Annotated in this window: 19 protein-coding genes, 1 tRNA gene and 3 pseudogenes; 16 read left to right on the top strand and 7 right to left on the bottom strand. The window is 63.1% G+C overall.

Translation table 11 applies throughout. The features are described from left to right. Positions 1–212: 212 nt before the first annotated feature. Complete coding sequence (locus V1293_RS23170; protein WP_334512502.1) at positions 213–1,904, bottom strand: MFS transporter; 1,692 nt, start codon at positions 1,902–1,904, stop codon at positions 213–215. Positions 1,905–2,053: 149 nt separating this feature from the next. On the opposite strand from V1293_RS23170, the pseudogene V1293_RS23165 reads away from it, so the two are divergent. From V1293_RS23165 to V1293_RS23155, 3 genes and pseudogenes are all read left to right on the top strand, one after another. Further along, positions 2,054–2,756, top strand: a pseudogene (locus V1293_RS23165) (hypothetical protein). A gap of 83 nt (positions 2,757–2,839) precedes the next feature. Continuing rightward, on the top strand, positions 2,840–4,225 hold the full coding sequence (locus tag V1293_RS23160) for a cytochrome P450 (RefSeq protein ID WP_334512500.1): 1,386 nt from the start codon (positions 2,840–2,842) through the stop codon (positions 4,223–4,225). A gap of 166 nt (positions 4,226–4,391) precedes the next feature. Further along, on the top strand, positions 4,392–5,807 hold the full coding sequence (locus V1293_RS23155) for an adenylate/guanylate cyclase domain-containing protein (protein WP_334512498.1): 1,416 nt from the start codon (positions 4,392–4,394) through the stop codon (positions 5,805–5,807). Positions 5,808–5,956: 149 nt separating this feature from the next. Here the strand turns inward: V1293_RS23155 and V1293_RS23150 are convergent, their stop codons facing one another. Continuing rightward, positions 5,957–6,433 carry a hypothetical protein gene (locus V1293_RS23150; RefSeq protein ID WP_334512496.1) on the bottom strand — a complete coding sequence of 159 codons (477 nt, stop codon included), beginning with the start codon at positions 6,431–6,433 and terminating at the stop codon, positions 5,957–5,959. A gap of 376 nt (positions 6,434–6,809) precedes the next feature. On the opposite strand from V1293_RS23150, the gene V1293_RS23145 reads away from it, so the two are divergent. From V1293_RS23145 to V1293_RS23130, 4 genes and pseudogenes are all read left to right on the top strand, one after another. Beyond that, complete coding sequence (locus V1293_RS23145; RefSeq protein ID WP_334512494.1) at positions 6,810–7,313, top strand: tellurite resistance TerB family protein; 504 nt, start codon at positions 6,810–6,812, stop codon at positions 7,311–7,313. A gap of 227 nt (positions 7,314–7,540) precedes the next feature. Continuing rightward, the gene (locus tag V1293_RS23140; RefSeq protein WP_334512493.1) at positions 7,541–8,320 is read left to right on the top strand and encodes an SDR family NAD(P)-dependent oxidoreductase; all 780 of its coding nucleotides are present in this window, start codon (positions 7,541–7,543) and stop codon (positions 8,318–8,320) included. A 168-nt stretch (positions 8,321–8,488) separates the two neighbouring features. Next, positions 8,489–9,290 (top strand): annotated as a pseudogene (locus V1293_RS23135) (glutamine amidotransferase). Positions 9,291–9,575: 285 nt separating this feature from the next. After that, complete coding sequence (locus V1293_RS23130) at positions 9,576–10,388, top strand: enoyl-CoA hydratase (RefSeq protein ID WP_334516864.1); 813 nt, start codon at positions 9,576–9,578, stop codon at positions 10,386–10,388. 110 nt (positions 10,389–10,498) lie between these two features. Here V1293_RS23130 and V1293_RS23125 read toward each other — a convergent pair. Beyond that, positions 10,499–10,574: transfer RNA gene (locus V1293_RS23125), tRNA-Ala, on the bottom strand. Between the two features lie 195 nt (positions 10,575–10,769). On the opposite strand from V1293_RS23125, the gene V1293_RS23120 reads away from it, so the two are divergent. The 4 genes from V1293_RS23120 to V1293_RS23105 all read left to right on the top strand — a co-directional run bounded on the left by V1293_RS23120 (position 10,770) and on the right by V1293_RS23105 (position 13,727). Next, a complete protein-coding gene (locus V1293_RS23120; protein WP_334512492.1) occupies positions 10,770–11,060 on the top strand; it encodes a YggT family protein in 291 nt (96 codons plus the stop codon). Between the two features lie 30 nt (positions 11,061–11,090). After that, on the top strand, positions 11,091–11,423 hold the full coding sequence (locus tag V1293_RS23115; protein ID WP_334512491.1) for a DUF167 domain-containing protein: 333 nt from the start codon (positions 11,091–11,093) through the stop codon (positions 11,421–11,423). Position 11,424: 1 nt separating this feature from the next. Then, positions 11,425–12,309, top strand: coding sequence for a bifunctional methylenetetrahydrofolate dehydrogenase/methenyltetrahydrofolate cyclohydrolase FolD (folD, locus tag V1293_RS23110; protein ID WP_334512489.1), 885 nt, complete (start codon positions 11,425–11,427; stop codon positions 12,307–12,309). Between the two features lie 254 nt (positions 12,310–12,563). Then, positions 12,564–13,727 carry an IS4 family transposase gene (locus V1293_RS23105; protein ID WP_334516820.1) on the top strand — a complete coding sequence of 388 codons (1,164 nt, stop codon included), beginning with the start codon at positions 12,564–12,566 and terminating at the stop codon, positions 13,725–13,727. 45 nt (positions 13,728–13,772) lie between these two features. Here V1293_RS23105 and V1293_RS23100 read toward each other — a convergent pair. The 3 genes and pseudogenes from V1293_RS23100 to V1293_RS23090 form a co-directional block, all read right to left on the bottom strand. Continuing rightward, positions 13,773–13,978: pseudogene (locus V1293_RS23100) on the bottom strand (M20 family peptidase); the annotation flags it as partial. 82 nt (positions 13,979–14,060) lie between these two features. Then, positions 14,061–14,588, bottom strand: a complete 528-nt coding sequence (gene ppa / locus V1293_RS23095; RefSeq protein WP_334512488.1) for an inorganic diphosphatase — start codon at positions 14,586–14,588, stop codon at positions 14,061–14,063. 96 nt (positions 14,589–14,684) lie between these two features. Continuing rightward, positions 14,685–15,194 (bottom strand): GNAT family N-acetyltransferase, encoded by a 510-nt coding sequence (locus tag V1293_RS23090; RefSeq protein WP_247522123.1) that lies wholly within the window; start codon positions 15,192–15,194, stop codon positions 14,685–14,687. Positions 15,195–15,486: 292 nt separating this feature from the next. Between V1293_RS23090 and V1293_RS23085 the strand changes: the two genes are divergently transcribed. The 5 genes from V1293_RS23085 to V1293_RS23065 all read left to right on the top strand — a co-directional run bounded on the left by V1293_RS23085 (position 15,487) and on the right by V1293_RS23065 (position 19,587). Then, positions 15,487–16,386 carry an alpha/beta hydrolase family protein gene (locus V1293_RS23085; RefSeq protein ID WP_334512485.1) on the top strand — a complete coding sequence of 300 codons (900 nt, stop codon included), beginning with the start codon at positions 15,487–15,489 and terminating at the stop codon, positions 16,384–16,386. After that, positions 16,383–16,850, top strand: coding sequence for a DUF2269 family protein (locus tag V1293_RS23080; RefSeq protein WP_334512483.1), 468 nt, complete (start codon positions 16,383–16,385; stop codon positions 16,848–16,850). Before V1293_RS23085 ends, V1293_RS23080 begins: the two co-directional genes overlap by 4 nt. Positions 16,851–16,856: 6 nt before the next feature. Further along, positions 16,857–18,176, top strand: a complete 1,320-nt coding sequence (locus V1293_RS23075) for an SDR family oxidoreductase (protein WP_334512482.1) — start codon at positions 16,857–16,859, stop codon at positions 18,174–18,176. A gap of 24 nt (positions 18,177–18,200) precedes the next feature. Further along, positions 18,201–18,608 (top strand): thiol-disulfide oxidoreductase DCC family protein, encoded by a 408-nt coding sequence (locus V1293_RS23070; RefSeq protein WP_334512480.1) that lies wholly within the window; start codon positions 18,201–18,203, stop codon positions 18,606–18,608. 73 nt (positions 18,609–18,681) lie between these two features. Continuing rightward, positions 18,682–19,587: an HNH endonuclease gene (locus V1293_RS23065; protein WP_334512477.1), complete on the top strand. Its 906-nt coding sequence runs from the start codon at positions 18,682–18,684 to the stop codon at positions 19,585–19,587. Positions 19,588–19,596: 9 nt separating this feature from the next. Here V1293_RS23065 and V1293_RS23060 read toward each other — a convergent pair whose 3' ends face one another. Further along, complete coding sequence (locus tag V1293_RS23060) at positions 19,597–20,853, bottom strand: flavin monoamine oxidase family protein (RefSeq protein ID WP_334512476.1); 1,257 nt, start codon at positions 20,851–20,853, stop codon at positions 19,597–19,599. Between the last annotated feature and the right edge of the window lie 62 nt (positions 20,854–20,915).

Genomic DNA, 20,915 nt, shown 5'->3' with positions numbered 1-20,915 from the left:
AGTCCTCCCGGTTGACCGGTCCTTGGTTGGCCGGCATTTTATTGGCAGGAAGTCTAGAGGCCGGGCCCGAGCTTTGGCAAGGATACGTTATACCAGTGCGGCGTTGCGGCGCGGCCGCGGGCAGCAACCCATGAGTACCCCCATCGCGCCAGCCCGGTTATCTGACTGGTTAACGGCCCAGCCGAGCCACGCGACCGCAGTGCGTCCGCCAATCAGGTGCTGCTGCCTGCCGCCGTTGCGACCACCGGCAAGACCTCATTGGCGGCGCGGTCGGGGGTATCTTCCTTCCAGCGGACCGAGCCGAACGGCCGCTCCAGCATGCGGCGGACGCGGATCGGGTCGGGGCCGAGATGAAAGCCGATCGCGCGCTGGTGCAGGGCGCGCTCGGACTGCGTCGCACGGTTACGCTGGCGCAGATAATCGAGCCAGGTCGGGCAGTGGTAGCGCTCGGTCCATAATTCGGGGTCGCCGATGTCGCGCGCGATCGACCAGCCATAGGCGCCGTTGCGCTGCCGGCTGAGCTGCACTTCCTGCATCACATTGTGGAAGGCGCGTGCATTATCCTGCGCGACGCGATACTCGATCTCGACCACCAGCGGCCCGCTGCGTCCCGTCAGCGACAATTGTACCTCGGGATCGGCCAGGAGCTCGGTGGCGTCCTCGTTGCGCGCGCCGACCCGCGGCATGCGCAGCCAGATTCCGAGCAGGGGTGAAACCAGCATCAGGGAGGCCGAAACCAGCAGCGCGGTCTCGACGCCGGCGAGGTCGGTGAGGTGCCCCCAGCCCCAGCTTCCCACCGCAATGCCGCCGGCGATCGAGGCCTGGAAAGCCGCCAGCGAGCGGCCCGCGACCCAGCGCGGCGCCGATAGCTGCACACCGATGTTGAACAGCGCGACCGCCAGCATCCACATCGCACCGGCGATTACCAGGGCGACCGCCGTCAGGATGGCATTCGTGCTGATGGCGACGGCGGCGATCGCGCCGGCCATCGATATCGCGCAGGCGCGCACCGCGGCCTCGCCGCTCATGCGCCGGCGCACCTCGCCGATATTGAGTGCACCGAACACCGCGCCCATGCCGAAGGCCCCGAGCATGATGCCGTAGGTTTGCGCGCCGCCATGCAGGAGGTCGCGGGCGACCAGCGGCATCAGCGCCGAGACCGAGCCGCCGATGATGCCGGTGACCAGCGTGCGCGTCAGAACGATCTTGATCGACGGCGAATTGGTGATGTAGCGCACGCCCGAGACCATGGCGCGGTTAAGACGCTCGCGCGGCAGGCGCGACGGCTCGCTGGCGCGGTTCCACAGAAACAGCACCACCATCAGCGGCAGATACAGCGCCGCGTTGACGGCAAACGCGGCCACCGCGCCCGCGGTAGCGACCACGATGCCGCCGATCGCGGGGCCGAAGCTGCGCGCAATGTTGTAGCTGATGCCATTGAGCGCGACCGCGGCCGGAAGCGTTTCCGCCGGCACCTGCTCGCTGACCGAGGCCTGCCAGGCCGGCCCGAACAGCGCCATGCCGCTGCCGACGACGAAGCACAGCGCCAGCAGGATATTCGGCGTCACGAGGCCGAGCCATGCCAGCACCGTGAGCGTGGTTGCGCCGGCCAGCGCGATGCCGAGCGAGATCATTGCGACGACGCGGCGGTCGTGCATGTCGGCGATGGCGCCGGCCGGCATCGAAATCAGCATGACCGGCAGCATCAGCGCGGTCTGCACCAGCGCGACCTTGTCGGCCGACGACGTCATCTGCGTCATCGCCCAGGCAGCCCCAACGCCCTGGATCAAGATTCCCAGATTGGAGACGAGGCTGGCGAGCCAGATGCGCCGGAACACGGCGTGCCGCAGCGGCGCTGCGATGCCGTCAGTCGCAAAACCCAGGCGTTTCGGCTTGTCGGTCATGATGGGTTCCGTTGGCCTTCCGTCACCGGCTTGATTCCATTCGAACTTAAAGTGATGCCTGTGAAAACCCTGGCCTGTCCAGTCGCAGCGCCGCTGTCGACGGTGCTATCGCACAGCTAAGATATTGAAAAGCAACGAGAGGTTTGGAAATGAGGCTGTCGCGGCGGTTGATCCTCAGGAGTGCCGGAGCCCTACCTTTGCTGGCTGGCTCATTCGGTCTCCCGCTCTTTGGCTTGCGGGCGCGGGCGCAGACGGTGCCGGAGGTATCCGCGCCGGCGGTGGTTCCGCCGATCCTGTTCGTGCATGGCAATGGCGACCATGCGGCGCCATGGATCACTGCGTTATGGCGCATGGAATCGAACCGGGTGCCACGCGAACGGATGCTGGCGATCAATTTCGCCGACCCACCGGCGCGCAGCGATGACAAAGTGGAGCAGGCAAGCCGCTCCTCGACCGAAGACCAGCGCCGTGAGCTCGGCGAGGCCGTCAAGGAATTGCAGCGTCGCACCGGCGCGCAGCGCAATTCGCGCGGCGGCTATTCGATCCGCAATTACATCAGGAATGGTGGCGCGGGCGACGTCAGCCTGGCCCGCGGATGCGGGCGCGGGGGCCGTGGTGCTGATGTCGCGTCCGCGGGGTTATTTCGGCTTGCCGCGGTATGTGGTGCTGATCGACGGCAAGGAGCCGAAGGACGTGAAATCCGGCGTGCCGGCCGATTCGGTCTCGACCTTGCGGCTTTCGGCAGAGGAGGTTGGCCGCCCGGTGGCAGCCATGTTCAATACAGAGCGAATCGTGGCGCGGGCCTGGCCGGCCTTGGAAAACCGCATTGCGATTGCCGAATTGACTTACTAGCTGTGGGTGAACCACCGCGCCTTTGAGAAGCCCGGATCGAAGACTGAGATACTCGCTCATCCGGATCTACGGGATAGGCACCCATGAGCATAGCCGAAGCCTACGACATGCCGGCCGCCCGCGCGCCGCTGGTGCCGCCAAGCCCGCCACGGGCCCCCGACGACATGACGGCGTTCGGGCGGATGAAGGCGATCCGCATCAGCCCGATCGGGAGCTGGGGCCAGCGCGCCTACGAGGAAGATATCGTCCAGGGCCGCTTCTTCGGGCGCAACAGTTTCATCCTCAACGCGCCGGATGCGATCAAGCATGTGCTGGTCGACAATTACGAAAACTATACAAGGACGCCGGCCGGCATCCGCGTGCTGCGTCCGATCCTCGGCGAAGGCCTGCTGATTTCAGAAGGGCGCGCGTGGAAGCATCAGCGCCGGACGCTGGCGCCGGCGTTCACGCCACGCGCGGTGATGACGCTCATTCCGCACATGATGGCGGCGACCGACGAGACGGTCGCCAAGCTAAGGGCCGCCAGCAACGCGCCCGTCGACCTGCGCGAGGCGATGCAGCGGATGGCGCTCGAAATCGCCGGCCGCACGATGTTCTCGTTCGGGATGGATCGGCACGGTGCGGCGCTGCGCGACTTCGTGATGGAGTATGGCGAGCGGCTGGCGCGGCCGCATTTTCTCGATCTGCTGCTGCCATTGAGCTGGCCTAGCCCGCAGGATATTTCGCGCGCTCGTTTCCGCAAGCGCTGGACCGCGTTCGTCGGCATGCTGATGGCCGAGCGCTGCGCCGCCGGCAAGAACGCGGGCGCGCCGGCGCAAGATCTGTTCGACCTGATGGGCGACGCGCGCGACCCGGAAACCGGCCAGGCCTTCACCGATGCGCAGCTTGGCGATCAAATCGCGACCATGATCCTCGCTGGGCACGAGACGACGGCGACCGCGCTGTTCTGGGCGCTCTACCTGCTGGCGCTCGATCCTGCAGTCCAGCACGACGTCGCCGACGAGGTGCAGGGCGCAACCATCGACGGCACGCTCGATATCGAGCGGCTGAAATTCACCCGCGCGGTGATCGACGAAACCATGCGGCTCTATCCGCCGGCGTTCCTGATTGCGCGTGCAGCCAGTGGGCCGGATACGATCGCGGGGCTTCCGGTCAAGAAGAAGGATGTCATCCTGATCGCACCGTGGCTGCTGCACCGGCATGAAAAACTCTGGCGCGATCCGAACGCCTTCATCCCGTCCCGTTTCATGACCGGTACGCCGCCCGATCGCTTCGCCTATCTGCCGTTCGGCGTCGGCGCACGCGTCTGCATCGGCGCGCATTTCGCGCTGGTGGAGGCAACGCTGGCGCTGGCGAAGGTGATCGGCGCGTTTCATGTCGGCCTGGTCGACAAGGAGCCGGTGATGCCGATCGGCGTGGTGACGACGCAGCCTGACCGTTCGCCGATGTTTGCCATCACACCCCGGTAGTGTTTCGAGGCGAAAGCCCTTCCCGGACCTGATCCGAACGGATTGCCGGTTTGCATAACAATCAAGTTTGCGCAGATTGCGTAGACTTATCTGCGGTAGAAAAACGCGCCAAACGACAAAGGGCACCTTGCGGAGCCGCTTCGCCAACGTCATCTAGGTTGTCAGCATGAGCGATACCCAGGCCCAGTTCTCCGTTCTGCGGCAGACCGCTGATCCCGCGGTGGTCGAGGCCATTTCGCAGCTGATTGCGAAGGGCGAGGATCGCGACCTCAACCGGATCAACCTGCTGGATTTTGCCGCCCGGTACGGGCTTGACGAAGAAAAGGTCATCTCGGCCTTCCTGCATTCGGCGCGGCTCGGGCTGTTCGATCTCAGCTGGAATGTCCTGTGCCCTGGCTGTGGTGGCGTGCTCGGTGCGCACAACACGCTGAAATCGCTTCGGCACGACGACTACAATTGCGCGTTATGCGCTCAGGGTTATGAGGCATCCGTCGACGACCGCGTCGAGGTTTCTTTCACCGTCAGTCCCCGCGTCCGCCGCATCGCCGCACACGATCCCAATACGCTGCCGATCTGGGAATATAACCGCCAGATGTTCTGGAGCTCGGGGATGGACCTGAGCGAGGAATCGATCACGCGGCTGATCGACGAGGTTTCGCTCGAGGCGATCGAGTTGCCGGCGGGCGAGAAGGCGGTGCTGTCGCTGCAGCTGCCCAATCAGTTCGTGATCGTGTTCGAGCCGGTGACGCATTCGGCGCATTTCCTGGATATCCAGGGCGAGCCGACCCGCGAGCGCCAGCAGTTTTCCATCGTCTTCAACAAGCTGCACGCGCCGACCGGCACGACTGTGATGCGTCCCGGGCCGCTGCGGCTGTCGCTCGAGAACCAGACCGACCATCGGGTGCTTCCCGCCGTCTGGGTCGCCAACGATACGCTCCACGAACTGCTCGGCAAGCGCAAGCCGATCCTGACCGCCAAGCGGATGCTGTCGAACCAGACTTTTCGCGACGTCTTCAAGGCTGATAACCTCAACGTCGATCAGCGCCTCAAGATCACGTCCCTGACTTTCCTGTTCACGGACCTGAAGGGCTCCACGGCGCTCTATGAGCGGGTCGGCGATCTCGCCGCCTTCGATCTCGTGCGCGCGCATTTCCATGCGCTGCTCGAAATCATCGCCTCCGAGAAGGGTGCGGTGGTGAAGACGATCGGCGACGCCGTGATGGCCACCTTCATCCGGCCGGAACATGCGATCGTGGCGGGCTTGCGCATGCGCGCGGCGATGGCCGAACTCAATGCCGCGCGCGGCCGGGAGGACCTGATCGTCAAGATCGGCATCCACGAAGGCCCGTGCCTGGCGGTGATGCTCAACGAGCGGCAGGATTATTTCGGCCAGACCGTCAACATCGCGTCAAGGGTGCAGAGCCTGTCGACCTCGCAGGAAATCCATATCACCGGACCGGTGATCGACTCGCCTGCGGTCGCCACGATCCTTCAGAAAGAGGCGATCAGGCCGATCCAGAAGGAAGCCGCGCTGCGCGGCATCGCTGACAAGATGGTGGTGTACGAGATACCCTCGCACTAACTCGTCATGGGCGGGCATAGCCGTCTGAAAGACGGCATCGCTTCCGCTCGCCTTTGCCCGGCCATCCACGTCTTTCTTGCTTCGCTGTCGCAAAGACGTGGATGCCCGGCACAAGGCCGGGCATGACGGAAAATGAATTGGCCGAAGCGCTACTCGATCACGATCTCGCCGGTCATGCCGAGTTCGGCGTGGGTCTTGCCATCACTGGTCTTGATGTCGCAACGCAGGTCGCTGGCGCGGCCGGCCGCGACCGGCACCAGCCACCATTCGGCGGATTGTCCCGGATAGACCTCGATCTCGCGGATCGCGCCCTTGAATTCCGCGAGCGTGACCGCCTTGCCGTTCTGCTGCTGCGTCACCTGCACCTTGCGCGTGAACACCATCTGCGAGAACGCGTGCGAGGTGAAGTAATGCGGATCGTTGCTCGTGTTGCGCAGGATCAGCTTGTAGAGCTTGCCGGTTTCAAACTTGAGTTGCTTCGGCGCGAATTCGTGTTTGCCGGGCGAGCCGAGATCGACCGTTACCTCGATCGGCGTCTGCTTCGCCAGGTCGCCCGCCGCCAGCGCGGCTCCTGAAGCTATTCCCAACACGACGGCAGCACCAAGTGCGAAGCGGAAGGTGGCCATGTTCGTTTCCTTTGAGAAATCGCTTGCTGAAACAACGAGTTCACCCCTAATGCAAATGCGAATGACTTGCAATTATCTATTGACCTCGCTGCCTGCGGCGAATCGCGCAGCCAGCCCAGGCCGTGTGCTCCGGAGGCGGCGAGGTTTCGTGCGTTGAACCCACGCACACGGGCGCGCCGACTCAACAGATCGCTCGGCGGATTGCTGCGGCCGTTGCGGGCGCTGCTTGGGATTTGCGCAGATGTTTCTGAACACTCAATGTGACGTCGATTTAATCTGTCTGCACCCGCCGGCATTCATCGCGCGGATTGCGGCGGCCAAATCTTTGACCCATATTCATTCACTGAACGGCTTTCACGACTTTGCAGGTAGATTGATGCTCGACGGACTGCGCCAATTCATTGCCGATATCGTTGCGCCCAGCGCGGATCCGGATCTCGCGTTCGACGATACCGGGTATCTTCTGGCGGCGACAGCGCTGCTGGTTCACGTCGTCTCGCTCGATGGCGAGCCGAGCGCGATCGAGAAGCGCAAATTGCACGGTCTGATCGAAACCCGCTTCAAGCTCGATCCCGGTACGGCAGATCACTTGATCGCGTCCGCGACGCGGGCCGAAGGTGAGGCGGTCGATCTCTATCATTTCACCAGCGTCATCATGCGTTCGGTCAATGAGGAGGGCCGGCTCCGCATCATCGAGATGATGTGGGAGCTGGTATACGCGGACGGCGAGGTCAGCGAGTTCGAGGATAACGTCGTCTGGCGCGCGGCTGATCTGCTCGGTATTTCATCGCGCGACCGGATCGATCTCAAGCACAAGGTGGCGGGGCAGCGGCAGCCCTCAACCGCGGGCGCGCCGAAGGCCGAAGACGCGGCAATGTGACTATGCGCGGCGCAGCCACGTCATTGCAGATGACGAAACTTTAATCTGCGGTGCAATCGGCTGCGCTAACGCGCGATAAGTCTGAAAACATAGAGAATTCAGCGCGCGCGGCACGCGGGCCTGCATGGCGCCATGTTTGAGGGGTGGCTTGCGTCACACCACGCGCCTGTGCTCTCGTTCCAATGCTGGCGGCATAACCTTCAATTTCATTTCAAGAGCATTCAACCGTGACTGAGCGTGTGACGCTGATAACCGGTGCATCGGCGGGCATAGGCACCGAGCTGGCGCGCGTTTTTGCCTCGCACGGTCATCGTGTGGCGCTGGTGGCGCGGCGCGCAGATCGCCTGGAAGCGCTGGCGAGTGAAATCAAGACGGCAGGTGGCGCTGCGCCGATCGTCATTCCCTGCGACCTTGCGCAACCCGACTGCGGCGACAGGATTGCCGAGGCGTTGACCGCTTCCGGCGTGGAGGTCGAATACATCGTCAACAACGCGGGATTCGGACTGTTCGGCCGGGCGATCCAGCGCGATCGGTCCAATCAACTCGAGATCATCGCCGTCAACGTCCGCGCGCTGACCGACCTGTCACTGCGGTTTTCGGATCACCTGATCCGCCATCGCGGCGGCCTCCTCAATGTCGGTTCGATCGCCGGTTTTCTGCCGGGGCCGGGAATGGCGGTCTATTACGCATCCAAGGCCTATGTGCTGTCGTTCACCGAGGCCATGCGCGAAGAGTTGGCGCCACATGGCGTGCGCGTGACGGTGTTGTGTCCCGGGCCCGTGCCCTCGGAATTTCAGGCGCGGGCCGGATTCAGGCCCGGTTTTGATTCGGCGATCCTCAACGTGTCGCCGGCCGATGTCGCACAGCAGGCCTATAGCGGATTGATGGCGAACAAACGGGCAGTGCTGCCTGGCCTCGGCATCAAGGTCGTGCCGTTCCTGCTCCGGCTGTTTCCGCGCTCCTTCATCCTTGGCGCGGTTGGCCGCTTCCAGCTCCGCCAGCGCTGAGAAAACCACGTATTTTTGCGGGCGAAAGCGCGCGCGTGCCGAGCATGCGCGGCGGAGACCGCATCTGGTCCGCGGTTTGCTTTCACTTTTTGATGTGTGCGTGAACTCACGCGAAATTAAGATTCACTTAGGTATGGTTTCGGTTTGAGGTGCCTTTAGGCAACGCTGATGTCGTTCCGGTCGAACAATGATCACGAAAACGTGCTGCCGTTTCCGGGCCGACGCACGTTGGGTGCATCTGACCCGGCGCTCCTCAAGCCGGTCCTGATCGTTCTGCACCAGGAGACGTCGACGCCGGGACGGGTCGGCAATGCGCTGCGGGCGCTCGGCCACCCCCTCGACATCCGACGCCCACGGTTCGGCGACCCGTTGCCGGACACGATGGACCAGCATGCCGGCGCGGTCATCTTCGGCGGCCCGATGAGCGCCAACGATTCCGACAACTATGTCCGCCGCGAAATCGACTGGATCGAGATTCCACTGCGTGAGCAGCGGCCGTTTCTCGGCATCTGCCTGGGCGCGCAGATGCTTGCCAAACAATTGGGGGCGCAGGTCGCGCCGCATCATGAAGGCCGGGTCGAGGTCGGCTACTATCCGATCCGCCCAACGGAGGCCGGACATGCGTTGTGCCCGGACTGGCCGGAGCGCGTCTATCACTGGCACGGCGAGGGATTTCAACTGCCTCGCGGCGCAAAATTGCTTGCTGAAGGCGACGACTTTCCAGTGCAGGCGTATCAGCACGGTCATGCGTTCGGCTTCCAGTTTCATCCTGATGTGACCTACGCCATGATGCATCGCTGGACCACGCGCTGGATGCGTCCGCATGGATTCGCCGGGCGCGCAGCCGCGTCATCTTCACTTTGAAGGCCGCGCGGTGCACGACGTGATCGAGCGGGCGTGGTTGAAGAATTTCATTGCGGGCTGGATCGCACGCGCGCCGCGCGCGATCATGCTGGACGCCGCCGAATAGCCGCCACGCGGAATTTTCCCGCGCGCGTCGAACCTCTTTCAAAATTCCTGGATGTGATAGTGTCGCTGCCTGAAGCCTGCGGACACCAGCAGGCGAATGGGAGGCGATATGACCGGCGATGAGTTCGCATCGCTCCTCAGTGACTTCACGCTACCGGCAGGGTCTGGCGATGGCGCGCGCTTCGCAAACCATTTCACCGAAGACGCCGTCTATCACGACTACATCTGGCGCGTCCGAAAGGCTCGCGCGCGACACGTCAATGACCGAAACGACAGGGAGGTCGCGATGAATTATCAGCATATTCTCTTCGAGGTGAGCGACAGGATCGCGACCATCACGCTCAACCGGCCGGACCGCATGAATGCGTGGACCGCGACCATGGAGCGCGACGTGCGCCACGCGATGGAGGCGGCGGCCGGTGATGACAGCGTCCGTGTCATCGTGCTCACCGGCGCCGGCCGCGCCTTCTGCGCCGGCGCCGATATGGAAGCCCTGCAGGGTATCGATCCCAACGAGGTCAGGCGTGGCGAGAACACCCCGCCGTTCGACATGAACCGCCGGGCGGACTGGCAGACGCGCTATGCCTATTATCCGGCGATCCCAAAGCCCGTGATCGGCATGCTGAACGGCGCCACCGCCGGCATCGGCCTCGTCCACGCGCTCTATTGCGATCTGCGGTTTGCCGCCGACAACACCGTCTTCACAACGTCCTTTGCGCGCCGCGGGCTGATCGCCGAGCACGGCATCAGCTGGATGCTGCCGCGCATCGTCGGCCACGCCAATGCGCTCGATTTGCTGATGTCCGCGCGGCGGGTGTCAAGCGAGGAGGCGCTGCGAATCGGGCTGGTCAACCGGCTCTATCCACCGAACCAGTTGCGCGAGCAGACCTATGCCTATGCGCGGGATCTGGCCGATTTCGTCTCGCCCAGCGCGATTTCGGTGATCAAGCGCCAGCTCTACGACGTGCCGTTCCAGACGCTGGCGGAAGCCACCATCGACGCCAACCGCGAAATGCAGATCGCGCTGAAGGGAAGCGATTTCCGGGAGGGCGTGGCGAGTTTTGTGGAGAAGAGGCCGCCGAAGTTTACGGGGAGGTGAGGGGGAGGAGCTTGCGGATCCAGCCCGTCGTCGCCCTTCGGGCTATGCCGGGCACGCTTCGTCCTTCGGACTTGCGTGGCTGCGCCACGCGTAGCCCGAAGGGCGAAGCGTGGTGGAGCCAGGCGGGATCGAACCGCCGACCTCGTCATTGCGAACGACGCGCTCTCCCAGCTGAGCTATGGCCCCGTCGCGGCCGTCTCGGGATGACCCGAAGCGACCGACAATCGGCGCCATTTACAGTCCGGCCCAAGGCCAAGTCAAGAACGGTGCAAGAAACCTGAAACGGCCGATTTTGGCGTCATTTTGCCGGGAACTTCCCTTGTTTGCGGGGGGATGAACCGATATCTAGCTGTTTGTCCCTCCTCGTGAGCTCCCCCCAACATGCGCGCTATCCTCGACATCGTCATCATCGTCCTTGACCTCTATGTCTGGCTGTTGATCGCCTCCGCCATCCTGTCCTGGCTGATCGCCTTCAATGTCGTGAACACGCGCAACCAGTTCGTCGCGGCGGTGGCCGAGTTCCTTTACCGGATCACCGAGCCGGCGCTGATGCCGATCCGCCGGTTCATGCCCAATCTGGGCGGCCTCGACATCTCGCCGATCATCCTGATCCTGGTCATCATGTTCGTTCAGCGGGTGATCCTCTACTACATCTATCCCAACGTCGTCTGATCGCCGGCGTCGGTAGCTGATGGATGCGTGATGGATCCTTGGCGCTATTCAACCGAGGGTATCAGCATTGCACTGCGGGTGACGCCGCGTGGCGGGCGCGACGACATCGACGGGATTGAGACGCTCGCCAACGGCCGATCGGTCGTAAAGGTTCGCGTTCGCGCCATCGCCGAGGGCGGCGAGGCCAACCGCGCGGTGACCGAATTGCTGGCCAAGGCGCTTGGTGTCCCGAAGGCGAAAGTGAAGATCCTGTCAGGCGTCACGTCGCGGCTGAAACAGGTCGCGGTCGACGGCGATCCCAAAATTCTCGGCGAAACGCTCCGAAAAGCTGCAGCCGCCAGGCCGGAAAAGACGAAGGATTGAGATGACGGCACGTATTATCGACGGAAAAATCATTGCAGCGGAGCTTCGCACCCGCGTTGCGGAAGAGGTTGCCCGGGTCAAGCGCGAGCACCAGCTTACGCCGGGCCTCGCGGTAGTGCTGGTCGGCAGCGACCCCGCCAGCGAAGTCTATGTCCGCAGCAAGCACACCCAGACCCAGGCCGCCGGCATGGCCTCGTTCGAGCACAAGCTGCCCGCCGATGTGGCGCAGGCCGATCTGCTGGCGCTGATCGCAAAGCTCAACGGCGATCCCGCCGTGCACGGCATTCTCGTGCAATTGCCGCTGCCGAAATCGATCCACACCGAAACCGTCATCAATGCCATCGATCCGGCCAAGGATGTCGACGGCCTGCACCCCAACAATGCCGGCCGGCTGGCCGGCGGCTTTGCCGCGCTGTCGCCATGCACCCCGCTCGGCTGCATCATCCTGACCAAGAGCGTGCATGCCTCGCTGGAAGGCATGAACGCGATCGTGATCGGCCGTTCCAATCTGGTCGGCCGCCCGCTGGTGCAGTTGCTGCTCAACGAAAATGCGACGGTGACGATTGCGCATTCGCGCTCAAAGGATCTGCCGCAACTCTGCGCCCACGCCGATCTGGTCTATGCCGCCGTCGGCAAGCCCGAAATGGTGCGTGCCGGCTGGATCAAGCCGGGCGCCACCGTGATCGATGTCGGCATCAACCGGCTTCCATTGGCCGACGGCAAGACGCGGCTGGTCGGCGACGTCGCGTTCAAGGAAGTGGCGGAGGTCGCCGGCGCGATCACGCCGGTGCCAGGCGGCGTCGGGCAGATGACCGTGGCGTGCCTCCTGGTGAATACGCTGCGCGCGGCGTGCGCGATTCAGGGGCTACCGAAGCCTGCGGTGTGAGTTTTCTTCTCCCTCTCCCCGTTCTTCACGGGGTCGAGACGAGCGAAGCTCGCTCTTAGAGGGTCGGGGTGAGGGGCTGTCGCCGCGGACTCTTTTCGCCGTCGGGACTCGCGGATGGACCCCTCACCCCAACCCTCTCCCCGCAAGAGCGCAGCGCTGTCCGGGGAATGATTCACTATGCCGCAGCGCATGCCCGGCAAATCCAGCGTGAGCCGGATACTTTCTGGTTGTCGAGACTCAGAGAGGGGCCGGGCATGCGCTGCGTAAATAGCATCTTTGGGGAGCTTCTCAAACCGATCGATCGGCGGCAATTTCGCGGGATTGTGGAGAAGCATGACGGCGACGCCTACGACAAGTCATTCAAAAGCTGGGATCATTTGGTGACGCTCGTCGGAGCCCAGCTAGGCCAGGTGATGAGTCTGCGCGCGGTCGAAGGCGCTTTCAATGCCAACAGCCATCAGCATTATCATCTTGGTGTGGGCCGGGTTGCTCGTTCGACGCTTTCGGATGCGAATGCGCGGCGCCCGGTTGGCGTTTTTGCGGAGACCTTCGCCATGCTGGCGGAGAAGGCTGATCGACATACGCGGGTGGAGGGAGCCGAGATGGTTCGGCTGATCGACTCGAGCCCGGTTCCGTTGGGCAAGGTGTGCAAATGGGCTGAATGGAATGGTCGCATCCGCGGCATGAAGATGCATACGGTCTACGAACCGGACGGCAAGTGCCCCCGCTGCGTCGAGATTACGCCGGCGACCGTCAACGACGTCGAGATCGGCCGCCAAACCGAACTCGAAGCCGGCGTGACTTACGTGTTCGACAAAGGCTATTACCACTTCGGCTGGTGGAAGAAGATCAATGATACCGGGGCTTTCTTCGTCACACGCACCAAGGTGAGCACGCGCTTGCGCAAGTCGAAGTCCCGGTATGTCCGCAAGACCATCGGCGACGGTTTCAAAATCATCAACGATGCCGATGTCGCGCTTGCGAGCAAAGGCGATTCCAGTCTTCCGATTCCGTTGCGCCGCATCAAAGTCAGGCGCGACAAAGGTGGAGTGATCACGCTCATCACCAACGATCTCGAACGCACAGCCGTCGAGATTGCGGCACTCTATAAGAGCCGTTGGCAGATCGAGCTTTTGTTCCGTTGGATCAAGCAGCATCTCAATCTTCGCAAGTTCATGGCCAAAAACGACAACGCAATCCGTCTGCAGATCCTCGCCGCGATGATCGCATATCTGCTTCTGCGCCTCGCCCGGCGATTGAATTCCTTGAAAATGCTGGACTTGCGCTTCGCCGAGTTGGTCTGCCAACGCCTGTTCATGCGAAGTCACATCGCAAAAATTGACAAACCTCCGCCGGTCAACCCGAGCAAGCCGAAGCCCAGGTTTTCTGCCGATCAACTGGGATTCTGCTATGAGTGATTTTTCCCCGGACAGCCCTGCACAAGGGGAGAGGGAGTCCTCTAGTCACTCCGCACTGTTCTCGATCAGCCGCCGGTAAAACCGGATCATGTCGGCATAGCCCTCGATCGAGAGGCGCTCGTTGGTGCCGTGGAAGCCGCTTCAAAATCGTCCGAACTGGCGCGCACCGGCGAGAAGCGGAAGATCTTGTCGGTGATTCCTGTGTAGTGGCGCGAGTCGGTGGCGGCGAACATCAGGCCGGGCGCGACGATCTGCTGAGCCGGGCCGGTGAGGCGCAATGGGTCCCGGCTCAGCGTTGCACGCTGCAACGCGTCCGGGACACGAGAACAATTACTACTTCTTCGCGCGTTCGATGCCTTCCACGATCAGCCGGTGGGCATCCTCGGCGCCGCACCAGCGCAGCACCTTCACCCATTTGCCGGGCTCGAGATCCTTGTAGTGCTCGAAGAAGTGCTGGATCTGCTGCAGCGTGATGTCGGGGAGGTCGCTGTAATTTCTGACCTTGTCGTAGCGCTGGGTCAGCTTCGAGGACGGCACCGCGATGATCTTCTCGTCGCCGCCGGCTTCGTCTTCCATCAGCAGCACGCCGACGGGGCGCACGCTCATCACGGCGCCCGGCACGATCGCGCGGGTGTTGGCGACCAGCACGTCGCAAGGGTCGCCGTCGCCCGATAGCGTGTGGGGGATGAAGCCGTAATTGCCGGGGTAGCGCATCGCCGTGTAGAGGAAGCGATCGACCACCAGGGTACCGGCTTCCTTGTCCATTTCATATTTGATCGGCTCGCCGCCAACCGGCACCTCGATGATGACGTTGACGTCGTGTGGCGGATTTACTCCGATCGGGATGGCGTCAATGCGCATAAGGGCTCCGCTTGGCGTTAAGGGGGCGCCTGGAATCAGGCGCGCGTCAGGGTCCGTTTAGACCCGCAGCGGAGCAGGGAAAAGCCTGAAATAGCTTCAGTTGGTCCAGGCGAAAGCGACCTTGTCGAGCGACTTCGGCCCGAACTTCTCCGAGGAGCGGGCCACCATCCGGCCGCCGAGCGCACGGTAGAATTCCGTCGCCGTGTCGTTGTCGGAGAGCGCCCAGATCACCATGCTCTTCAGCCCGCTCTGCATCAGATCGCGCCGGGCGGCGGTGAAGAGGCGGCGGCCGAAGCCAAGGCCCTGGAATTCCGGCCGCAGATAGAGCTCGTAAATCTCGCCCTCGAAATGCAGGCTGCGGGCGCGGTTGCGGCCGTAATTGGCGTAGCCCGCAACCTTGTCGCCGAACACCAGCACGCTGACGCGGCTGCCTTTGCGGATAGCGCTGTCCCACCATTGCGGGCCGCGACGGTTGATGAGTTTTTCGAGCTCGGCGCCGGGAATGATGCCCTGATAGGCGGAGCGCCAGGCTTCATCATGGGTAGACGCCACCGCGGCTGCGTCTGCAGCCTTGGCCGGTCGGACCTCGATCAGGGTTGTGCTCATGACCTGATCAAAGCAAGTCGGCGGCCCGGCTTCAAGGTCCATCGTTAATTATCGGTTAACCTGTGGATTTTCTGCATCAGTTGTTCACGCTACTGTGCCGAAAAAGAACAGAGTGTTGCTTCGACCCGCATTTTACCGGGGGGAGAGAGGGCAAAACTATCCTCTTGGTCCCTCGCCGAAGCTTTCCGCAAATCCTGTTCACCCAAAAAATGCGCCGGATTTGATTCGCCGGCGGTATTCTGCTGGTGACTTCGCAAAAATACGCCCGCCCTTGGCTGTGTCAGGCCCGTTCATGCATCCGCCAAACCTGCTTTTTGCGCTGGTTCTCGTGGCCGCGCTCGGTGTGAAGGCCGCATCCGCGCAGCCCGCTCTTGGCGCGCAGGGTGCGGAGGGCGAACCGCACCGGCTGCAGCAATGGCTGGTGCCTGCTCCCGATCCTGTCACCGCGGCGCATGCGGTATTGTTTCGGCCGCCTGGCGAGGGACCATTTCCGCTGGCCGTGATCGCGCACGCCTCCACCCAGAACGTCATGCGACGGGCGCAGATGCCGCAGCCCGAATACCGCGCGCTCGCCGCCTGGCTGGTGACGCGCGGTTTTGCCGTGCTGGTCCCCGAGCGTCCGGGCCATGGCGCGACGGGCGGAAAATACCTCGAAGATCAGGGCGGCTGCGACGAGGCCGATTACGCCAAATCCGGCCGCGTCACGGCGGATGAGATCGCCGCCGCGGTCGGCTTCACACGCAAGCAACCCTTCATCCGCCCCGAGGGCATGGTCGTGATCGGCCATTCGGCCGGCGCCTGGGGCGCGCTGGCGCTGGCCGGCGAGGATCCGAAAAACGTCGCCGCCATCATCGCGTTCGCGCCGGGGCGCGGCGGGCATGCCAATGATTTTCCCAACCGGGTCTGTGCGCCGCGTTCGCTGATGGCCGCTGCGGGCGAATTCGGCAAGGCCGCGCGCGTCAAGGTGACCTGGCTGGTGGCCGCCAATGACAGCTACTTTTCGCCCGCATTCTCGCGTCAACTGGTCGATGCGTTTCGTGCCGCCGGCGGCAAGACGGATTTTCGCGTGCTCCAGGCCCATGGCAGCGAAGGCCACTGGCTGGTGGAAACCGGAGGTGGTGTAAAGCTTGCCGAACCTGAACTCGATCGCGCCTTGAAGGCGCGATCCCGGACCCCGGCGGCCAAGCGATGACGCTGTATTTCCTCGTCAAATACCTGCACGTGCTCGGTGCGATCGTCATTCTCGGCACCGGCGCCGGTATCGCGTTCTTCATGCTGATGGCCCATCGCAGCCGGGACGTCGCCTTCATCGCGCGCACGGCCGAAACCGTCGTCATCGCCGACATGCTGTTCACGCTGACGGCGGTGCTGCTGCAGCCGGTGAGTGGCGGCGTGCTGATGTGGCTGTCCTCGACCCTGTGGAGCGAACGCTGGCTGATGGCTTCGCTCGGGCTCTATGCGGTCGCGGGGCTGTTCTGGGTGCCTGTCATCTTCATGCAGATCGAAATGCGCGATCTCGCACACAAGGCGGCTGAGCAGAACCAGAAGTTGCCGCCGCGCTATTTCGCACTTTTCCACCGCTGGTTTCTGTTCGGGATTCCCGGTTTTGGCTCTGTCATGGCTATTCTCTGGCTGATGATCGCCAAACCGCTTTAGGCAGGCATGAACGCCGACATCCGAAAAATCCTCGTGCTCGGCGCCTCCGGCCTGATCGGCGGCTTCGTGACCAGCGATCTGCGCGCCCGGGGATTTCGCGTGGTGGGCGTCGCCCGCAAATTGCCCGCGTCGCAGAACGGCGGCGCGCTTGATCTCGAACTGCCTATCATGTCGATGCAAGCGGCCCAGCTGGCGCGGTTGCTGCGCGACCACCACATCGATGTCGTCGTCAATTGCCTCGGCGTGCTGCAGGACGGCCCCGGCAGCGACACCGCCGCCGTGCATCGCGATTTCGTCGTGCGGTTGTTGCAGGCGATCCGCGACGGCGACCGTGCGATCCGGCTGGTGCATATCTCGATTCCGGGCACGAGCGAGACCGACCGAACCGCCTTCAGCACCACCAAACGCGAGGCCGAGCGCCTGATCGCGGAATCCGGCGTCGCGTTCGCGATCCTGCGGCCGGGCTTCGTGGTGGCGCTTGCGGCTTATGGCGGCAGCGCCATGGTGCGCTCGCTGGCGGCGTTTCCGCTCGATCTGCCGGCCGCCGAGCGGGCTGCGCCGTTCCAGCCGGTCGCCATGGAGGACATTGCCGCGACCATCGCCTGGCTTGCGGCGCGTGATCCCGGCGAGGCGAACGCCGTGACATGGGACCTGATGCAGGAGCAGCCGGTCACGCTCGGTGACGTGATCGATCAATTCCGCGAAGTGTTCGGCACCGGCAGATGGTGGCGCATCGTCATGCCCTCGTTCCTGCTCGATCTCGGCGCAAGATTCGGCGATCTCGCGAACCGGTTCGGCTGGATGCCGCCGATGCGAACCACCGCGATCGCGGAGCTGCGCCGCGGCGTCAGCGGCGACCCCGCCGACTGGATGGCCGCGACCGGCATCGTACCGAAGCGCATCGAACAGACGGCCGGAAAACGCCGGGCGACCATTCAGGACAAATGGTTTGCCCGGCTGTTCCCGATCAAGGCGTTGATGATCGCAAGCCTCGTTGTGTTCTGGGTGGTATCAGGCTTTATTGCGCTGGTGATTTCCTATGACGCAGCGGCCGGGATCCTGAGCAGCCACGGCTTCCCGCCGGCGCTGGTTGCCCCCATCACCATCGGCACCAGCCTGATGGATATGGGCATCGGCGTGCTGATCGCGTTCCGCCGCACCGCGGCATTTGGTCTGATCGCGGGCATCGTTGCCTCGCTCGGCTATATGATCGGCGCGGCGATCCTGACGCCGGACCTCTGGATCGAGCCGCTCGGCGCGCTGGTGAAGACCTGCCCCGCCATCGTACTGATGATCGTGGCGTTGCTGACCCTGGACAACCGATGATCCCAACCGAATGACCCCAAACCCGTGACTAATTGGCCCGACGATGACGTGATCCTCTATGACGGCGTCTGCGTCTTCTGCTCGCGCTGGATCCGCTTCGTCGCGACACGCGATGTCGAGCGAAAATTCCGCTTCACCGCGATCCAGTCGCCCTACGGCACGCGGCTGGCGCAGGCTTTTGGTATCGATCCCAATGATCCCGATACCAATGCTGTCATTCACGGCGGCGTCGCGTATTTCAAATCGGATGCGGCGCTGACGGTACTGAGTGCGCTGCCGGGATGGGGCTGGGTGCGAATGCTGTTCGCCGTGCCGAAGCCGCTGCGTGACGCCGTCTACAGCCTAATTGCGCGAAACCGCTATCGAATTTTCGGGAAGTATAACGAGTGCTTCGTGCCGGACGCGGACATGCGGGCGCGGGTGATGGAGTAGGGCTCACTATTCAATTCGTCAAAGCTACACTAGTTTGCATTTTTGTTGTTGTGGGGTCGTTAGCGGCTAGTTCATGGCAAAGGCAGTTTTCACAACGAAAGTGACCCCGGGCTACAAAGATTTGCCCGAAGCCCGATATCATTTCCCTCGCACGTATCTGAATCAGGTCAGCCAAGCAGTTGGCGATCACATCGTCTATTATGAGCCCCGGCGAACGAGCGTGGAGTTATCCAGCATAGGTGGACGTCAATGTTACTTCGGCGTCGCACGCGTGACGGCGGTCGTCGAGGACGCTGAGCTCGCCGATCATTACTTCGCACTTATCTCGGATTACCTTGATTTTGATCTGCCAGTACCGTTCGCTGAAGGTAGCGAATACTACGAAAGTGCTTTGAAGAAAGCCGATGGCTCGACGAACAAGGGCGCATTTGGACGAGCCGTGCGGCTTGTTCCCGACACCGAATTTGATCGGATTTTGAAAGCTGGATTCGCTCCGGTGCTCAGCGAGAGCGCCGAAACCAAAGCGGTCTCGACTCCAGGTTGGGCAGAACCAGACGTTCCTTTTGAACGGCCGATTGTTGAAATGACCGTATTGAGACCGTTCCGTGAGCGGTCCTTCATGCACAATGTGCGAGCCGCGTACGCGAATCGATGTGCCATGACGGGTCTTCGTCTGATCAATGGTGGAGGACGTCCGGAGGTCCAAGCGGCTCATATTCAGCCGGTCGCGTCGAAGGGGCCCGATTCTGTTCGCAACGGCCTAGCCCTTTCAGGTACTGTGCATTGGATGTTTGATCGCGGGCTTATCTCCGTGGGCGACGATTACAAAATTCTTGTGGCCAAGAATCACGTTCCAGAAGAGGCCGCGCGTCTCTTGAATCCGAGTGGCGTTATCCATCTGCCAAGCGATGGGTCCCTTTATCCGAACGCTCAATACCTGAAGTTTCATCGGGACGTAGTATTCAAGGGCGCGCGGTAGACCCGTCGTCTATCTTGAGTTGCTCGCAGCCAATACTTCCCCGGCCGCCCTCTCTCCGCTGTCCCTTGCTCCATGCGCGGTCGTGAAAAATTCCGGCGACGTCGCTTCTCCCGCAAAGAACAGCCGGCCGTCGACCGACGCTGCCAGCACTGCCCGATCCCCGGCATGGCCCGGCAGCGCGTGCGAATACGAACCGCGCGCGAAGGGGTCATGGGCCCAGCGCGATTCCGCGAGCGGCTTTAGCTTGCGGCGAAAATCGTTGCCGAGGATCGAGGCGATCTCGTTGATGCTCTCCGCGGCGAGCGCGCCTTCGCCGGCGCCTTCCAGCGATTGCGCAAAACGGCCGCCGAAAAAACCTTCGATGCAGGGCTGGCCGAATGGGCGGATGTGATAGGTGCCCATTGCGGTGCGCATGGTGGCGGCGCGCAGATTGCCCTCTGTCGGCAGCGCCTCCGGCTCGTCCAGCGCCAGCGTCACCTTGTCGGCGAGGCCGAGCGGCAGGCCGCGCGCGGCGTCGACTTTTGCCGGCAACGGCGGGTGAAAGCGGATCGCCTCGTCGGCGATCAAATTGGTCGGCACGGTAACGATGACCTTGTCGGCCGTCAGCGTGCCTTGCGAGGTCTCGATGCGGACGCGCTTTGCCGAATGATCGATCAGCGTCACCACGCAATTGAACGCGAGCGGACATGCCGCGCCGTAGGCGGCAATCAGCGCACCATAGCCGCGGCGGATGCGCCAGTTGAGGTCGGTATCCTCATAGGCGTCCATGTCGAGAAGGGAGACGGAATCGAGCTCGCAGCCATTGATGTAGGTCGAGATGGCATCGATCATCGGGTTCCAGCGGTTGCCGGGCTCGAGACAAAGGCTAGCGGCGCCGTCGCGGCCACTTCGTTCGGCCTCATCAGCGGCTTGCTCGGCACGATCGTAGAACGCGGTGAGCGCGCGGATAAAGTCGTCGCGGTCGTCTTGCGGGAACGCCTTGCCGTAGGCGCGGTCGCGCCAGGGCGGCAGCGACCTGTTGATTTCGAAATTCAGTTGCTCGGCGATTTTGACGAAGGAGTTCTGGTCGGCCGAATGCAGCCAGCCGCAGCCGACGTCGAAGGTGACGTCGGGCGAAGCCATGATGGTGTGGGCCCGGCCGCCGACGCGGTCGCGCGCTTCCAGCACGAGGACGGAGAGGCCGGAATTCTTTAACGCATTGGCGGCGCCGAGGCCGGCGGCGCCGGCGCCGATGATGGCGACATCGACTGACGAGGGCAGGGACATGGGACGTACGCGGCGCCGGGCTTCTGCTCCCTCGCCCCGCTTGCGGGGAGAGGGTCGGGGTG

The sequence above is a fragment of the Bradyrhizobium sp. AZCC 1693 genome, assembly GCF_036924745.1.
Lineage (GTDB): Bacteria > Pseudomonadota > Alphaproteobacteria > Rhizobiales > Xanthobacteraceae > Bradyrhizobium.
The sequence above is the reverse complement of the archived record's forward strand: the minus strand, read 5'-3'. Positions and strand labels throughout refer to the sequence as shown.

What these genes read in the sequence shown, in the direction of transcription:
- V1293_RS23170 (WP_334512502.1), bottom strand. Translation starts at nt 1,904, where the DNA reads ATGACCGACAAGCCGAAACGCCTGGGTTTTGCGACTGACGGCATCGCA.
- V1293_RS23160 (WP_334512500.1), top strand. Translation starts at nt 2,840, where the DNA reads ATGAGCATAGCCGAAGCCTACGACATGCCGGCCGCCCGCGCGCCGCTG.
- V1293_RS23155 (WP_334512498.1), top strand. Translation starts at nt 4,392, where the DNA reads ATGAGCGATACCCAGGCCCAGTTCTCCGTTCTGCGGCAGACCGCTGAT.
- V1293_RS23150 (WP_334512496.1), bottom strand. Translation starts at nt 6,433, where the DNA reads ATGGCCACCTTCCGCTTCGCACTTGGTGCTGCCGTCGTGTTGGGAATA.
- V1293_RS23145 (WP_334512494.1), top strand. Translation starts at nt 6,810, where the DNA reads ATGCTCGACGGACTGCGCCAATTCATTGCCGATATCGTTGCGCCCAGC.
- V1293_RS23130 (WP_334516864.1), top strand. Translation starts at nt 9,576, where the DNA reads ATGAATTATCAGCATATTCTCTTCGAGGTGAGCGACAGGATCGCGACC.
- V1293_RS23120 (WP_334512492.1), top strand. Translation starts at nt 10,770, where the DNA reads ATGCGCGCTATCCTCGACATCGTCATCATCGTCCTTGACCTCTATGTC.
- V1293_RS23115 (WP_334512491.1), top strand. Translation starts at nt 11,091, where the DNA reads ATGGATCCTTGGCGCTATTCAACCGAGGGTATCAGCATTGCACTGCGG.
- folD (WP_334512489.1), top strand. Translation starts at nt 11,425, where the DNA reads ATGACGGCACGTATTATCGACGGAAAAATCATTGCAGCGGAGCTTCGC.
- V1293_RS23105 (WP_334516820.1), top strand. Translation starts at nt 12,564, where the DNA reads ATGCGCTGCGTAAATAGCATCTTTGGGGAGCTTCTCAAACCGATCGAT.
- ppa (WP_334512488.1), bottom strand. Translation starts at nt 14,588, where the DNA reads ATGCGCATTGACGCCATCCCGATCGGAGTAAATCCGCCACACGACGTC.
- V1293_RS23090 (WP_247522123.1), bottom strand. Translation starts at nt 15,194, where the DNA reads ATGAGCACAACCCTGATCGAGGTCCGACCGGCCAAGGCTGCAGACGCA.
- V1293_RS23085 (WP_334512485.1), top strand. Translation starts at nt 15,487, where the DNA reads ATGCATCCGCCAAACCTGCTTTTTGCGCTGGTTCTCGTGGCCGCGCTC.
- V1293_RS23080 (WP_334512483.1), top strand. Translation starts at nt 16,383, where the DNA reads ATGACGCTGTATTTCCTCGTCAAATACCTGCACGTGCTCGGTGCGATC.
- V1293_RS23075 (WP_334512482.1), top strand. Translation starts at nt 16,857, where the DNA reads ATGAACGCCGACATCCGAAAAATCCTCGTGCTCGGCGCCTCCGGCCTG.
- V1293_RS23065 (WP_334512477.1), top strand. Translation starts at nt 18,682, where the DNA reads ATGGCAAAGGCAGTTTTCACAACGAAAGTGACCCCGGGCTACAAAGAT.
- V1293_RS23060 (WP_334512476.1), bottom strand. Translation starts at nt 20,853, where the DNA reads ATGTCCCTGCCCTCGTCAGTCGATGTCGCCATCATCGGCGCCGGCGCC.